This is a genomic window from Rhodococcus sp. SJ-3, from assembly GCF_051918125.1.
In the GTDB taxonomy this organism is placed as follows: domain Bacteria; phylum Actinomycetota; class Actinomycetes; order Mycobacteriales; family Mycobacteriaceae; genus Rhodococcus.
Window position 1 is genome coordinate 3850063 of the sequence record NZ_CM123306.1, and the last position, 15487, is coordinate 3865549.

The 15487-nt window shown below is 66.3% G+C and carries 12 protein-coding genes and 1 pseudogene; 10 read left to right on the forward strand and 3 right to left on the reverse strand.

Annotated features, from left to right (window positions below; translation table 11 throughout):
- Positions 1-45: 45 nt before the first annotated feature.
- The 5 genes and pseudogenes from fdh to ACTDXD_RS17980 all read left to right on the forward strand — a co-directional run bounded on the left by fdh (position 46) and on the right by ACTDXD_RS17980 (position 6639).
- Positions 46-3372, forward strand: coding sequence for a formate dehydrogenase (fdh, locus tag ACTDXD_RS17960; protein WP_440123647.1), 3327 nt, complete (start codon positions 46-48; stop codon positions 3370-3372).
- On the forward strand, positions 3369-4283 hold the full coding sequence (locus tag ACTDXD_RS17965) for a 4Fe-4S dicluster domain-containing protein (RefSeq protein ID WP_440123648.1): 915 nt from the start codon (positions 3369-3371) through the stop codon (positions 4281-4283). Before fdh ends, ACTDXD_RS17965 begins: the two co-directional genes overlap by 4 nt.
- On the forward strand, positions 4280-5299 hold the full coding sequence (gene nrfD, locus ACTDXD_RS17970) for an NrfD/PsrC family molybdoenzyme membrane anchor subunit (protein ID WP_440123649.1): 1020 nt from the start codon (positions 4280-4282) through the stop codon (positions 5297-5299). Before ACTDXD_RS17965 ends, nrfD begins: the two co-directional genes overlap by 4 nt.
- Before the next feature lie 34 nt (positions 5300-5333).
- Positions 5334-6035, forward strand: a pseudogene (locus ACTDXD_RS17975) (MFS transporter); the annotation flags it as partial.
- A gap of 70 nt (positions 6036-6105) precedes the next feature.
- Entirely contained in the window at positions 6106-6639 is a 534-nt protein-coding gene (locus ACTDXD_RS17980) for an MFS transporter (RefSeq protein ID WP_440123650.1), read from the forward strand.
- A 15-nt stretch (positions 6640-6654) separates the two neighbouring features.
- Here ACTDXD_RS17980 and ACTDXD_RS17985 read toward each other — a convergent pair whose 3' ends face one another.
- Both ACTDXD_RS17985 and trhA read right to left on the reverse strand, forming a co-directional pair.
- Positions 6655-7569, reverse strand: coding sequence for a mechanosensitive ion channel family protein (locus ACTDXD_RS17985; RefSeq protein WP_440123651.1), 915 nt, complete (start codon positions 7567-7569; stop codon positions 6655-6657).
- 64 nt (positions 7570-7633) lie between these two features.
- Positions 7634-8299 carry a PAQR family membrane homeostasis protein TrhA gene (gene trhA / locus ACTDXD_RS17990; protein WP_440123652.1) on the reverse strand — a complete coding sequence of 222 codons (666 nt, stop codon included), beginning with the start codon at positions 8297-8299 and terminating at the stop codon, positions 7634-7636.
- A gap of 157 nt (positions 8300-8456) precedes the next feature.
- On the opposite strand from trhA, the gene ACTDXD_RS17995 reads away from it, so the two are divergent.
- On the forward strand, positions 8457-9224 hold the full coding sequence (locus tag ACTDXD_RS17995; RefSeq protein WP_440123653.1) for an isoprenyl transferase: 768 nt from the start codon (positions 8457-8459) through the stop codon (positions 9222-9224).
- Between the two features lie 57 nt (positions 9225-9281).
- On the opposite strand, the gene coaA is transcribed toward ACTDXD_RS17995, so the two are convergent.
- On the reverse strand, positions 9282-10214 hold the full coding sequence (gene coaA / locus ACTDXD_RS18000) for a type I pantothenate kinase (protein ID WP_440123654.1): 933 nt from the start codon (positions 10212-10214) through the stop codon (positions 9282-9284).
- A gap of 175 nt (positions 10215-10389) precedes the next feature.
- On the opposite strand from coaA, the gene ACTDXD_RS18005 reads away from it, so the two are divergent.
- The 4 genes from ACTDXD_RS18005 (at position 10390) to ACTDXD_RS18020 (ending at position 15464) form a co-directional block, all read left to right on the forward strand.
- A complete protein-coding gene (locus ACTDXD_RS18005; RefSeq protein WP_440123655.1) occupies positions 10390-11589 on the forward strand; it encodes a DUF885 domain-containing protein in 1200 nt (399 codons plus the stop codon).
- 94 nt (positions 11590-11683) lie between these two features.
- Complete coding sequence (gene glyA, locus ACTDXD_RS18010) at positions 11684-12979, forward strand: serine hydroxymethyltransferase (protein WP_440123656.1); 1296 nt, start codon at positions 11684-11686, stop codon at positions 12977-12979.
- A gap of 223 nt (positions 12980-13202) precedes the next feature.
- A complete protein-coding gene (locus ACTDXD_RS18015; RefSeq protein WP_440123657.1) occupies positions 13203-13889 on the forward strand; it encodes an isochorismatase family protein in 687 nt (228 codons plus the stop codon).
- A 255-nt stretch (positions 13890-14144) separates the two neighbouring features.
- Entirely contained in the window at positions 14145-15464 is a 1320-nt protein-coding gene (locus ACTDXD_RS18020; protein WP_440123658.1) for a PhoH family protein, read from the forward strand.
- Positions 15465-15487 lie beyond the last annotated feature (23 nt).

A 15487-nucleotide genomic window follows, 5' to 3' on the forward strand; every position in this document is an offset into this window, starting at 1 on the left:
TGGGTAGACGGTAACTTCGGAAACGACAGCGCGGAGAGGAGACCGATGGCGGAGAAGGACACGTCCCTCCCCTGGCCCGTCCTGCGACAGTTCCTCGGTAAGGACCTGCTCGGGCGTGGCAAGGCCGCACGTTCCCGTCGCACCGACGAGATCGAACCGCGCACCTCCACCGCCGATCGTGTCGCGCGCAGCGTGTGCCCTTACTGCGCTGTCGGTTGCGGACAGAAGATCTTCGTCAAGGATGAACGGATCGTCCAGATCGAAGGCGACCCCGACAGCCCCGTGAATCGCGGGCGCCTCTGCCCGAAGGGTTCGGCCAGCAAGAACCTCGTCACCAGCGAGTTGCGTGAGACCAAGATTCGCTATCGTCGGCCCTACGGCACCGAATGGGAAGACCTCGACCTCGGCACGGCCATGGAGATGGTCGTCGATCGCGTGCTGAAGACCCGCCGCGAGACGTGGCAGGAGTTCGACGAGAAGGGTCGCCGCGTCCGACGCACGATGGGCATCGCAAGCCTCGGCGGTGCGACGCTGGACAACGAGGAGAACTACCTCATCAAGAAGCTGTTCACGGCGATGGGGGCGATTCAGGTCGAGAATCAGGCCCGCATATGACACTCCGCCACCGTCCCCGGTCTGGGGACCAGCTTCGGGCGCGGCGGCGCCACCGGCTACACAGCCGACCTGGCCAACGCTGACTGCATCGTCATCCAGGGCTCCAACATGGCCGAGGCCCACCCCGTGGGCTTCCAGTGGGTCGTGGAGGCCCAGAAGCGCGGTGCCCGCGTCATCCACGTCGATCCGCGCTTCACGCGCACCAGCGCGGTGGCGGACAAGCATGTGCCCATCCGGGTCGGCAGCGACATCGCCTTCCTCGGTGGCGTCATCAACTATGTCTTGAGCAACGAGCTGGACTTCCGCGAGTACGTCGTCAATTACACCAACGCGGCGATGCTCGTCAGCGACAAGTTCGAGGACACCGACGACCTCGACGGGCTCTTCTCCGGCTTCGATCCGGAGAAGCGGACCTACGACCCGACGAGCTGGCAGTACGACGTGGAGGACGAACCCGGCGACCTGCACAAGTCTCAGGCCGACGATTCCGGCGAACATGCCGAGCACCGAGCGACCGCTGCCGGACTGCAGAACGAGGCGCACGGCATCCAGACGGCGGGCCACCCGAGGCGCGACGAGACCCTGCAGCACCCGCGCTGCGTCTACCAAGTGCTCAAGCGGCACTTCGCGCGCTATACGCCCGAGGTCGTCGAGCAGGTGTGCGGCGTCTCGCAGGAGGACTTCCTCGACGTCTGCCGCGCATGGACGGCGAACTCCGGTCGGGAGCGGACGACCGCGCTCGTCTACAGCGTGGGCTGGACCCAGCACAGTGTGGGCGTGCAGTACATCCGCACCGGCGCGATCCTGCAGCTGCTGCTCGGCAACATGGGCCGCCCCGGCGGGGGGATCATGGCGCTGCGCGGTCACGCCAGCATCCAGGGCTCGACCGACATTCCGACGTTGTTCAACCTCCTGCCCGGCTACCTGCCGATGCCCGATGCGAACAAGCACGAGTCGATGACGGACTGGGTGGACAGTGTCCGCAACCCGGGCAGCAAGGGCTTCTGGTCGAAGGCCGACGCCTATGCCGTGAACCTGCTCAAGGCCTACTGGGGCGATGCGGCGACCGCCGACAACGACTACTGCTTCGACTACCTGCCCAAGATCACCGGCGATCACGGTACCTACCGCACGGTGCTCGACATGATCGACGGCACGGTCAAGGGCTACTTCCTTCTCGGCCAGAACCCCGCGGTCGGGTCTGCCCACGGCCGCGCACAGCGTCTCGGGATGGCGAACCTCGACTGGCTCGTGGTCCGCGATCTGTTCGAGATCGAGAGTGCGAGTTTCTGGAAGGACTCCCCGGAGGTCGAGACCGGCGAGATCGTCCCCGAGGAATGCGGCACCGAAGTGTTCCTGTTCCCCGCAGCCTCCTACGCGGAGAAGGAGGGCACCTTCACGCAGACCCAGCGGATGCTGCAGTGGCGTGAGAAGGCGGTGGAGCCGCCGGAGGACTGCCGCTCGGAGCTGTGGTTCTTCTACCACCTCGGACGGATGATGCGGGAACGGCTGGCCGGGTCGACGGACGAACGCGACCGCCCGCTGCTCGACCTGGCATGGGATTATCCCGAGCACGGCGAGCACGACGAGCCCAGCGCCGAAGCCGTGCTGATGGAGATCAACGGCTACGACGTGGCGACGCGCCGGCCGCTGTCGTCGTTCACCGAGATGAAGGACGACGGCTCCACCCTGGGCGGCTGCTGGATCTACACCGGTGTCTATGCCGACGGCGTCAACCAGGCCAACCGTCGCAAGTCCCGTCACGAGCAGTCGTTCGTGGCTCCGGAGTGGGGTTGGGCGTGGCCGATGAACCGTCGCATCCTCTACAACCGGGCGTCCGCCGACCCCGAGGGCAGACCGTGGAGCGAACGCAAGGCCTATGTGTGGTGGGACGCCGACGCGCAACAGTGGACCGGCGAAGACGTGCCCGACTTCGAGAAGACCAAGCCGCCGAGCTACCGCGCGCCGGCGGGTTCCGACGGTGTCGAGGCGATCGAGGGAATCGATCCGTTCATCATGCAGGGCGACGGCAAGGGCGCCCTCTACGCGCCGCAGGGACTCGTCGACGGCCCGATGCCGACCCACTACGAACCTGTGGAGTCGCCGTTCCGGAACCAGCTCTACGGGCAGCAGGCCAACCCGACGCGCGTCGAGTACCGCCGCGACGACAACCCGATGAACCCCGCCCCGCCCGAGGAGCACGTCGACGTCTTCCCGTTCGTGTTCACGACCAGCCGGCTCACCGAGCACCACACCGCGGGCGGGATGAGCCGTTACCTCGAACATCTCGCCGAGCTTCAACCGGAGATGTTCGTGGAGGTCTCGCCCGCACTGGCAGCCGAGCGCGGCCTCGAGCACATGGGGTGGTGCCACGTCGTCACCGCACGTTCGGTGGTCGAGGGCCGGGTACTGGTGACGGAGCGACTGCGGCCGCTGAAGGTCGAAGGACGCACCGTCCACCAGGTCTGGATGCCCTACCACTGGGGCAGCGGCGGTCTGGTCACGGGTGATTCCGCCAACGACCTGTTCGGCATCACGCTCGACCCCAACGTGCTCATTCAAGAAACCAAGGTCGGTACGTGCGATGTCCAGCCAGGACGGCGCCCGACCGGAGCGGCGATGCGACAGTACGTCGAGGAGTACACGAGCAGGGCCGGGGTAACCGACACCGAGTATCCACCCATCGTCACCGTCTCGGACGACATTGTCGCCGCCTCGGAAGACGCAGGTACCCAAGAGGAGGAGGACGACGAGTGATCGGCCGCAACAGTCTCTTCGGACCGCTCGACCCGGCATCCGATGCCGGGTACGAGGATTCGCCGGCACGGAAGGGCTTCTTCACCGACACGAGCGTGTGCATCGGATGCAAGGCCTGCGAGGTCGCATGCAAGGAGTGGAACGACGTCCCCGAGAACCTGTTTCAGATGCTCGGCACCTCCTACGACAACAGCCACTCGCTCAACGCCAATCAGTGGCGGCACGTCGCCTTCATCGAACGCCCGGCAGAGAAGCCGGCCGCGGTGGCGTTGGGAATGCCCTCCGTCGGTGCGGCACCGAGTGATCGGCCGGATGAGCAGAAACCCGACTTCCAGTGGCTGATGTCCTCGGACGTGTGCAAGCACTGCACCCACGCGGCCTGTCTCGATGTCTGCCCCACCGGTTCCCTGTTCCGAAGCGAGTTCGGCACGGTGGTCGTGCAGGACGAGATCTGCAACGGCTGCGGCTACTGTGTGGCCGCCTGTCCGTATGGTGTCATCGACCGTCGCAAGGGACCGGAGGACGACCCGAAGGTCGGAATCGCCCAGAAGTGCACGCTCTGCTACGACCGGCTCACCGACGGCCAGACGCCCTCGTGTGCGCAGGCATGCCCCACCGAGTCGATCCAGTTCGGCGACGTCGAGGAGTTGCGTGCGCGGGCCGACGAGCGACTGGCGTTGTTGCACGAGCGAGGGGTGTCGGAGGCACGTCTCTACGGCAACGATCCGGGGGACGGGGTCGGCGGAACCGGCGCCTTCTTCTTGCTGCTCGACGAGCCGGAGGTCTACGGACTGCCTCCGGACCCGGTGGTGACCACCAAGGACCTACCGGAGATGTGGAGTCGGGCCGCCGTCGCGGCGGTCGCGATGCTGGCGGGTGCTGCCGTGTCGTTCCTGAGGAGGCGCGGATGACCCAGGTGCAGCACGGCGGCAGTCCGGGCAATCCCCATCGGTCGGGCGGCGCTCGTGGCGGTGACCGGGTGATGGTGCCGGAAGCCGACTTCGAGTCCTATTACGGGCGCCCCATCGTGAAGCCCGCGCCGTGGGAGCACGACATCGCCGTCTACCTGTTCACCGGTGGCGTGGCGGCCGGATCTTCTCTGCTCGCCGCGGGCGCGGACCTGACCGGTCGCCCTGCACTGCGTCGGGTCGCCCGGTTCGGGTCGCTCGTGTCCCTGCTCGTCAGTGTCGGTGCCCTCGTCCGCGACCTGGGCAAGCCGAGCCGTTTCCTCAACATGCTGCGGGTCGTGAAGCCGACGTCGCCGATGTCGGTCGGTACCTGGATCCTGTCCCTGCACGGCCCGTTCGCGGGTATCGCCGCGGCGGCGGAAGTGGCCGGAATGCTGCCCGACGGCGTGAAGCGGGGGCCGGTTCGGCTACTGCTCGCCCTCGGTCGGCCCGCCGGGATCGTGGGGGCCCTGACCGCAGCGCCTGTGGCCTCCTACACGGGAGTGCTGCTCTCGGACACCGCCACCCCGGCCTGGCACTCGGCCTACAAAGAGCTTCCCTTCGTGTTCTGTGGGTCGGCTGCCGCCGCGTCCGGCGGTCTCGGTCTCCTGGGCGCGCCGGTCGCCGAGGCCGGTCCTGCGCGCGCGTTCGCAGTCGGCGGCGCGTTCGTCGAACTCGCGACAGAACATCGGATGGAACAGTCGATGGGTCTGGCCGCCGAGACTCTTCACCAGGGCAGGGCCGGACAGTTCATGAGGGTCAGCAAGGCCCTGACGGCGCTGGGTGCCGTCGGAGCACTCGCCGGGCGTCGCAGCCGGGTGCTGTCGATGGCGTCCGGTGCCGCACTCATGGCGGGCTCGCTGTGCACTCGCCTCGGCGTCTACGAGGCGGGTATCGCCTCGGCGAAAGACCCGAAGTACACCGTCGTTCCCCAGCGTGAACGGGTCGATCGCGGGGAGCCGGTGCGCTACCGGGGCTGAGGTTCGGCTCCCGGGCAGAACGAAGGAGAACGGCATGGACTCCGAGAAGGCCACCGACGAGCAACTCGGCACCGGTGCACGGGAGGGGCAGCGTCCGGGGAGCTTCCGCTGGGTGTTGGTGGCAGGCGGATTGCTGCTGCAGTTCTCGATCGGGGCGGTCTATGCGTGGTCGGTCTTCGGCGGGGCGCTAGAGAGCGCAGAGTCCTGGCAGCTCAGCACGGTCAGGGCTTCACTTCCGTTCACCGTCACGATCGGCATGATCTTCATCGGCACTTACGCCGGGGGCAGACTGCAGGATCTCAGGGGCCCGCGCATCGTCGCGTTGATCGGCGGTGTCATCTATGCCGTCGGCATTCTGCTCGCCTCGCTGACCAACGGTGCCGAGGACTACTGGTTGCTCATTCTCGGATACGGCATCATCAGCGGCTTCGGGTTGGGTTTCGCCTACATCGTCCCGATCGCCATGCTGCAGAAGTGGTTCCCCGACAAGACCGGTCTCATCACCGGTCTGGCCGTTGGCGGTTTCGGATTCGGCGCGGTGCTCACCTCGCCGGCCGCGCAGTGGCTCATCAACCGGAACCCGGAGGACCCCACGAGCGCATTTCTTCCGTTGGGCATCGTCTACCTCGTGATGTCACTGGCGGGCGCAGCGCTGTTCCGCAACCCGCCCGAGGGCTACACCGTGCCGGGCTTCGAACCTGTCCATCGAGGCGACGACCATGCAGCCGCCGGTAAGGAATACACCCAGGGCGAGGCGTTGCACACGCCGCAGTGGTACCTACTCACCGCGATTCTCACCCTCAAGTGTGGCAGCCGGCATCTCCTTGATCTCGCAGGCCAAACCGAGCGCCACCGACATCGCCGGGTTCAGCGTCACCGGTGCGGCGACGTTGGTGGGTGTGCTGGCGATCTTCAACGGTGCCGGCCGGATCGTGTGGGCGGCGATCTCCGACTACACCGGTCGGATGAAGACGTTCACTGCCATCCTCGTGCTGCAAGGCGTGTGCCTGATCGTGCTGCCGCACGCCGACAACGCCGTGGTGTTCTCGATCCTGGCTGCGATCGTCTACCTGTGCTACGGCGGCGCATTCGGTACGATGCCTGCCACCGCAGGCGATTTCTTCGGAGTCCGCAACGCCGGCGCCATCTACGGGCTGATGCTCATCGGCTGGAGCCTCGGGGGCATCATCGGCCCGATCGTCGCCTCCACGCTGATCGGCGAGGAGAAGGCCTACACCCTCGCCTACACCACCATCGGCATCATCGCCCTGGTCTCGGTGCTGCTGACGGTCGTCACCAAGGTGCCCGCAGCCCGGCGGTCGGATGATGCCGATGTATAGGCGAGTCGGCCCCGGCTACGTCGCGACCGGCGCGAGCATCAGCGACGGCGACTCGATTCCGTTCGAATCGAACGACTCGAGTACCGCGCCGGTCAGGGCGCGGCGGACCGCCCACTGCTTGCCGGCTCGCACCCGCACGGTCATGCGGAGGGTGACCGCGCCCGCGGTGACCGAGTTCACGCCGAGCAGTTCAGGTTTCTCCAGAACGTAGGGTGCGATGTCGTCGCGGTCGGCCGTTTCGATCACCGCACGGAACGCGACCTGTTGCGCGCGGTCGACGTTCGCCGTGGGGGCGATCGGCACATCGACGACCGCGACCGCGTGACCCTGGCTCATGTTGCCGACCCGCAGAATCTCCCCGTTGCGGCAGTACCACAGTGTCCCGTCGATGTCGCGGATCGTCGTCACGCGGAGCCCGACGGATTCGACCGTGCCGATGGCATCTCCCACATCGACCACATCACCCACGCCGTATTGGTCCTCGAGCAGCATGAACATGCCGGAGATGAAATCCCGGACCAGGTTCTGGGCGCCGAAACCGAGCGCGACACCGGCGATACCGGCCGAGGCGATGAACGGTGCGACGTTGAAGCCGAGCTTGTCGAGGGTCTGCAACACCACCCAGGCCAGCACGATGATGGACACGCCGGATTTGAAAACGGACCCGATGGTCTGGGCGCGCTGAGCGCGTCGCTCGCGTGCGGCCGGATCGCCTAGGGTCTTGCCCGTGCGACCCTGCAGGGGACGCAGGATCGACCGCTTGGGCGGCCGGTCGGGATCGCGGGGCAGCGTCATGCGGTCGATCAGTTTGTGCAGCACATATCTGAGCACCACTGCCACGACGAGGTAGCTGACGATCGCGAGCGGCTTGTGGATCAGCCACTCGCGATTCGTTTCGGTCAATTCGAAGGCGAGAAGCGAGATAGACATTGCCCGCGAGGTTACCGAACCGTGACCATTGGTGCGGCAGGTGTGACGAGTCCGATCGAGCGATTCAGGCGAACACGACGAGCCAGACCGCACCTGCGTGACACACCGCCGCGATGACGGTGGCAGCGTGGAAGAACTCATGGTGCCCGAACGTCGAGGGCCACGGGTCGGGCCATTTCGTCGCGTACAGAATCGCTCCGCCGCTGTAGAACAGTCCGCCCACGACGAGCAGGACCATCGGGGCGACGCCCGCTTGGGATACGAGGTCACCGGCGACGGGAACGATCGCCCATCCGAGCAGCAGGTAGAGGGGCACGCCCACCCATCGCGGTGCGGTCGGCCACAGCATCTTCAGCGCGACGCCACCGGCTGCCCCCGCCCATACGATCGCCAAAAGTGTCCGTCCGGTCTCGGGTGGCAATGCGAGCGTCGCGAACGGGGTGTAGCTGCCTGCGATGAAGATGAAGATCATCGAATGATCGGCTCGCTTCATCCACATTCTGTGCCGGAGGTTGCTCCAGTGCACGCGGTGATAGAGGGCACTGATTCCGAAGAGGCCGCACACCGTGATGCCGTAGATGACGGTCGGCCACGTCGCAGCGGGGTGCGTCATCGCGGCGGCGCTCACCAGGATGATGCCCGCGATCACCGCGGTCCCGAATGCCCACAGGTGAATCCACCCGCGCATGCGAGGTTTGACGGGCAGCTCGTCGATCCCGAAGACCGTCATCTGAGTGGATCCTTCCCGACCGATCAGTAACCTACGGTTGCGTAGGTTCGGTGGATGTCACGCTACCGGGGCGGGGGCGGAGTGCGCGAGTGTCGTTGCCCACCGTCGCAACCGCGACAACTCGTGGGCGTAATGTGACTCACGTGGTGATGACGCGGTGAGGCTCAGCGGCGTGCTGTACGGGCTCTACGAACGGCGATTGCTCAGGGAACTCGAAGGGGCTCGCCAACCGCGACACGTTGCGGTGATGTGCGACGGGAACCGCCGATGGGCACGAGAGAACGGGTTCACGGACGTCGCGCACGGTCACCGCATGGGCGCCCGCAAGATCGCCGAATTGCTGAGCTGGTGCGACGCGGCGGGTATCGAGACCGCAACGATCTATCTGCTGTCCACCGAGAATCTCGGCCGTGACCCAGAGGAGCTCGACGCACTCCTCGAGATCATCGCCGACGTCGTCGAGGAGATCTCGGCGCCGGATCAGAACTGGAGCGTCAAGATCGTCGGCACTCCCGAACTGCTCCCGGACGATCACGCGACTCGGTTGCGTGAAGCCGCGGCCGGGACCGCGGGTCGTACCGGCACGCACGTCAACGTTGCCGTCGGATACGGCGGTCGACAGGAGATCGTCGACGCGGTGCAGGCGCTGTTGCGCAAGAAGCAGGCCGAGGGGCTCTCGGGCGACGAGTTGATCGACGCGATCACCGTCGAAGGCGTCGACAGCCACCTCTACACCTCCGGGCAGCCCGATCCGGATCTCGTGATCCGCACCTCCGGTGAGCAGCGCCTCTCGGGTTTCCTGCTGTGGCAGAGCGCGTACTCGGAGATCTGGTTCACCGAGGCGTACTGGCCCGAGTTCCGGCGAGTCGACTTCCTTCGTGCCCTCCGCGACTTCGCGGCCCGGCATCGCCGTTTCGGAGTCTGAAGAGGTCGGTCGGATTGTGCACGACCGGGTCGGTCAGATCTTGCACGACCGGGTCGGTCAGATCTTACGCAGCCGCAGCCTGTTGATGGAGTGGTTGGCGTCCTTGCGGAGTACGAGCGTCGCGCGCGGCCGGGTCGGCAGGATGTTCTCCACCAGGTTCGGCAGGTTGATCGAGTGCCAGAGCTCTTTCGCGGCGCTCATCGCATCACGATCGGACAGTCCCGCGTAGTGGTGGAAATGCGCGTCGGGGTTCGAGAACGACGTCTTTCGCAGGGCGAGAAACCTGTCTACGTACCACTTCTCGATGTCCTCGATGCGAGCGTCGACGTAGATGGAGAAATCGAACAGGTCGGACACCATGAGGCGGGGTCCGGTCTGCAGGACGTTGAGGCCCTCGATGATGAGGATGTCCGGCTGCCGGACCACATGGTACTGGCCGGGGACGACGTCGTACGAGATGTGCGAATAGAGCGGGGCTGCAACCTCTTCGGCACCCGATTTGACCTCGGTGACGAAGCGCAGAAGCTTGCGCCGGTCGTAGCTTTCCGGGAAGCCCTTCCGATGCATGATGTTCCGGCGGATCAGTTCCTTCGACGGATACAGGAAACCGTCGGTGGTCACCAGGTCGACGCGGGGATGATGCTCCCATCGCGCCAGTAGTGCTTGAAGCACGCGCGCGGTGGTGGATTTGCCCACGGCAACCGAGCCCGCGACACCGATCACGAACGGCACCTGGCGGTCGGGATGCTTCTCCCCGAGGAAGGTTGCGGTAGCTGCGAACAGACGTTGTCGCGCTGCGACCTGGAGATGGATCAGGCGAGCGAGAGGCAGGTACACCTCGGCCACCTCGGCGAGGTCGATCTGCTCACCGAGTCCGCGTAGCCCTACGAGTTCGTCCTCGGTGAGCACGAGCGGTGTGGACTTACGCAGCGTTCGCCACTGCTTGCGGTCGAACTCGACGTACGGGCTGGGTTCGCTCAAACGCGCCATCGGTACGTCCCTCCGATGACGCACATCCGGTTGATGCGGCCCCTGCGTGGGTCGTGGCGCTGCGTGTCCATGCAGGGGATTGTGCTCGCTGACACAGGATGATGCGTCGCCGGGGTCCCCGCACGTGGCGGAACCGCGCGTCGTCCCGTCGGGGGAGCGACTAGTGTTGCCGGGTATGGGATCGGACGCATTCGTACGGGAATACCTGCTGCTGGGGCTGGCTTTCGACCGTCTCGAAGAGGGGTTCGTCGACGCCTACACCGGCGACCCGGAGTTGCGGCACCGAACGGAGAACGCGCCCCCGGCGGCGCCTCGTGATCTATCACACATCGCGCAACGGCTCCGCCGCGAGCTTCCGGCTGCGGGACTCTCGGACGAGCGGACCCGGTTTCTCGACGCCCACCTGCGGGCACTGGACTGCTCCGCCCGCAAGTTCGCAGGCGACGACATCGGATTCGTCGACGAGGTCGCAGCCTATTTCGACGTGTACATCGAGCCCGGAAACGAAGACGACTACCGCGACGCGCATCGACGCCTCGACGCGCTGCTGCCCATTCGGAGTAGTGGGGCGTCGCTGGCCGAACGGCTGCAGGCTCATCGCAAGACCGAGGTGATTCCCGCCGACCGGCTGGCCGAATGCGTCGAGGCATTTTCGAGTGCGCTGCGCGACAGAGTCCGCGCGGTCTACCCGCTGCCCGAGACCGAGCACGTCGAATACGAGGTGGTCGGCGACAAGCCGTGGTCCGGGTTCAACTACTACCTCGGCGACTATCGGTCGCGGGTCGCGATCAACTCCGACCTCGAGCAGCAGATGTCGAATCTGCCGCGGCTGATCGCGCACGAGGCCTATCCCGGCCATCACACCGAACACTGCAGGAAGGAAGCGGGCCTCGTCGCGGGCGGGCAAGGTGAACAGACGTTGTTCCTCGTCAATACCCCGCAGTGCCTCATGGCCGAGGGGCTCGCCGACCTCGCGCTGGAGGCGATCGTCGGGCCGGGTTGGGGGCTCTGGGCGCAGGAGATCTACGCGGATCTCGGACTCCGATTCGACGGGGAACTCGCAGAGCAGCTGGGGCAGGCGTCCGCCGGGTTGCTTTCGGTGCGTCAGGATGCCGCGCTGTTGCTGCACGACCGCGGGTGCAGTCACGACGATGTCGCCGAGTTCCTGCAGCGCTGGTCGCTGTCGAGTCAGGAACGCGCGCGGCAATCCCTGCGGTTCCTGTCGTCGCCGCTGTGGCGCGCCTACATCAGTACCTACGTAGAGGGCTACCGACTGCTCGGCGGCTGGCTCGCTCAGGTTCCGGTCGGCGACGCGCGTTCCGAACGCTTCCTGCGCCTGCTCGACGAGCCGCTCGTGCCGAGTTCGCTGCGGTGACCTCGGTCACCTACGGGGACCGGGTTCCTCGAATGGAGGCGCGGTTCGTAGACTGGACGCCGTATCCTGCCGTCCTCAGCTTGGAGAATCCTCGATGACAACTGTGCCCGGCACTGACGTCAACACCGCTTCGCTCGCCGATCTCGACCCGGAGGTCGCGCAGGCGATGGCCGGTGAGTTGTCTCGTCAGCGCGACACCCTCGAGATGATCGCGTCGGAGAACTTCGTGCCGCGTGCGGTCCTGCAGGCCCAGGGCAGCGTCCTGACCAACAAGTACGCCGAGGGCTACCCCGGTCGCCGCTACTACGGTGGCTGCGAGCACGTCGATGTCATCGAGGACCTCGCCCGCAACCGCGCGAAGGAACTGTTCGGCGCCGAGTTCGCAAACGTTCAGCCGCACTCGGGCGCGCAGGCCAACGCGGCTGTGCTGATGGCGCTCATGACGCCGGGGGAGAAGCTCCTCGGTCTCGATCTCGCGCACGGCGGTCATCTCACGCACGGCATGAAGCTCAACTTCTCCGGCAAGTTGTACGACGTGGCGTCCTACGGGGTCAGCAAGGACGATCACCGCATCGACATGGACGAGGTCCGCGACATCGCGCTTCGGGAGAAGCCGAAGGTCATCGTCGCGGGCTGGTCGGCGTACCCGCGGCACGAGGATTTCGCGGCGTTCCGCGCGATCGCCGATGAGGTCGGGGCCTACCTGTGGGTCGACATGGCTCACTTCGCAGGTCTGGTTGCTGCGGGTCTGCACCCGTCGCCCGTGCCGTATGCCGACGTCGTGTCGACCACGGTGCACAAGACCCTGGGTGGCCCCCGTTCCGGTCTGATCCTGGCCAAGAAGGAGTGGGCCAAGAAGCTCAACTCGGCGGTCTTCCCCGGCCAGCAGGGCGGTCCGCTCATGCACGCGATCGCCGCGAAGGCCGTCGCGCTGAAGATCGCCGCGGGCGAGGAGTTCAAGGACCGCCAGCAGCGCACGCTGTCGGGTGCCCGCATCCTCGCCGAGCGGCTGTCGCAGGCCGATGTGGCCGACAAGGGCATCTCGGTCCTGACCGGCGGCACCGACGTCCACCTGGTTCTCGTCGACCTGCGCAACTCGCAGCTCGACGGACAGCAGGGTGAGGACGCGCTGCACGAGGTCGGCATCACCGTCAACCGCAATGCGGTGCCGTTCGATCCGCGCCCGCCGATGACCACCTCCGGCCTGCGCATCGGTACCCCGGCGCTCGCAACCCGCGGCTTCGGCGACGAGCAGTTCACCGAGGTCGCCGACATCATCGCGCAGACGCTCATCGGTGGCGCCGATCTCGACGCGCTGCGCGCCCGGGTGAGCAAGCTGGCGCAGGACATCCCGCTCTACCAGGGACTGGAGGACTGGCCCCTGATCTGAGTCGTCCAGGCCGGGGTTCCGGTCTCGACCTGTGCTTGTCGTGAGCCCGGTCCGCACCTGTATGGGTGCGGACCGGGCTCACGTCGTATGTCGTTCGGCTCGTGCGTGTCCGACACCCATCTCGGAGCGGTCATTAGGGTAGCCTATGCTCCGTTGGGGCCGTGTTCATGGCCGCAATGTTCGCGACAACTTTTGTGCCCTGAGACCAGAAGGACTATGCCGCATGGCCATTCCCGCCATTTCCCCGTACTCGATGCCCACCCGCGACGAGCTCCCGGACGCCAGAGTGGAGTGGGCGCTCGACGCCTCGCGTTCCGTCCTGCTGATCCACGACATGCAGAAGTACTTCATCGACGCCTACCGGCCGGACGCCGAGCCGCTGTCCGTCGTGGTTCCCAACATCGTTCGTATCCGCGAGGCCTGCAAGGCTGCCGGAGTGCCCGTGGTCTACACGATGCAGCCGGGCGATCAGCACCCGTCCCGCCGAGGCATCCTCGCCGACTTCTGGGGCACCGGCCTGACCGCAGGCCGCGACACCGAGGTGATCGATGAGCTGACCCCGGACACCTCCGACATCCAGGTCACCAAGTGGCGGTACTCCGCTTTCCAGCGCACCGATTTTCGGCAGCTGCTCGCGCACTACGGCCGTGACCAGCTGATCGTCACCGGGGTCTACGCGCACATGGGTTGCATGCTCAGTGCCGCCGATGCCTTCATGAGCGACGTTGCTCCGTTCATGGTGGTCGACGGCACCGCCGACTTCTCTCGCGACGAGCACGTGATGGCTCTCGAATACGTTGCCAAGCGGGTCGGCAGGGTCGAAACGACCGACGCGATCATCGGCGCGCTCGAAGCGACGGCCCACCGCAACGTGCCTCACGACGGGCAGTTGGCCGCGACGCTCTCGTGATGCCGCGCAGACGGACAACTGCGGTTCATCCGAACTTCACCGACACGCCTTGCCGGTACCCAGCGAACCGGTCGTATCGGGGTTAGCGTCGAGGGTGTAGGCGGCGCAGTGCCGGCTACGCGGGAGGTCCCTGATCGTGCGGCAGAACAGTCCGAGCGAGGGGCCGGCACCCGGCCCTCGTGTCCGTGAGGACCACCAGGGAACGACCGGCCACCGAACAATCTGCGCGGTGCCGCGCAGGTCGAGGAGCCTCACGTGAACGCAACACGCTCCGTTCCAGCCGTACGCACCTACGTGCTGGATACTTCCGTCCTGCTCTCCGATCCGTGGGCGGTCACGAGATTCGCCGAACACGAGGTCGTACTGCCCCTGGTGGTGATCGGCGAGCTCGAAGGCAAGCGCCACCACCACGAACTCGGGTGGTTTGCGCGGGAGTCACTGCGGTTGCTCGACGACCTGCGGCAGCGCCACGGTCGCCTCGACCGCCCCATCCCGGTCGGCGAGTCCGGTGGAATGCTGCACGTGGAGCTCAACCACACCGATCAGATGGTCCTGCCCTCCGGTTTCCGCACCGATTCGAACGACTCGAGAATTCTCGCGTGCGCGATGAATCTGGCGGCGGAGGGTCGCGATGTGGTGCTCGTCAGCAAGGACACACCGCTGCGGGTCAAGGCCGGTGCGGTCGGCCTGACCGCGGACGAATACCACGCACAGGACGTGGTCACCTCCGGCTGGAGCGGCATGTCCGAACTCGAAGTGGACAAGGCGCTGATCGACGAGTTGTTCGCGGCGGGCGTCGTCGATCTCGAAGCGGCCCGGGATCTTCCGTGTCACACCGGTATCCGGCTTCTCGGCGGATCCTCGAGCGCACTCGGCCGCGTTACCGCGGACAAGCAGGTGCAGCTGGTCCGCGGTGACCGCGAGGCATTCGGTCTGCACGGCCGCTCGGCCGAGCAGCGCGTCGCACTCGATCTGTTGCTCGACGAATCCGTCGGCATCGTGTCACTCGGGGGTAAGGCGGGAACCGGCAAGTCGGCACTTGCGCTGACAGCGGGCCTCGAGGCGGTGCTCGAGAAGCGGTCCCACCGCAAGGTCGTCGTGTTCCGGCCTCTCTACGCCGTCGGCGGTCAGGAACTGGGCTATCTCCCCGGGACCGAGGCCGAGAAGATGAACCCCTGGGGACAGGCAGTGTTCGACACCCTCGAGGGGCTCGCGAGCCCGCAGGTGATGGAGGAGGTCATCGCGAGAGGGATGCTGGAAGTATTGCCGCTCACCCATATTCGCGGGCGGTCGCTGCACGACTCGTTCGTGATCGTCGACGAGGCGCAGTCTCTCGAACGCAATGTGCTGCTGACGGTGCTGTCGCGGCTCGGTACCGGGTCGCGGGTGGTGCTCACCCACGATGTCGCGCAGCGCGACAACCTCCGTGTCGGGCGGTACGACGGTGTGGCAGCGGTGATCGAGAAGCTCAAGGGGCACCCACTGTTCGCGCACATCACGCTGACCCGCAGCGAGCGGTCGCCGATCGCGGCGCTCGTGACCGAGATGCTCGAGGAGTTCGCGCCGGGCGCTTGATGTGTCGGCCGAACGTCACCTTC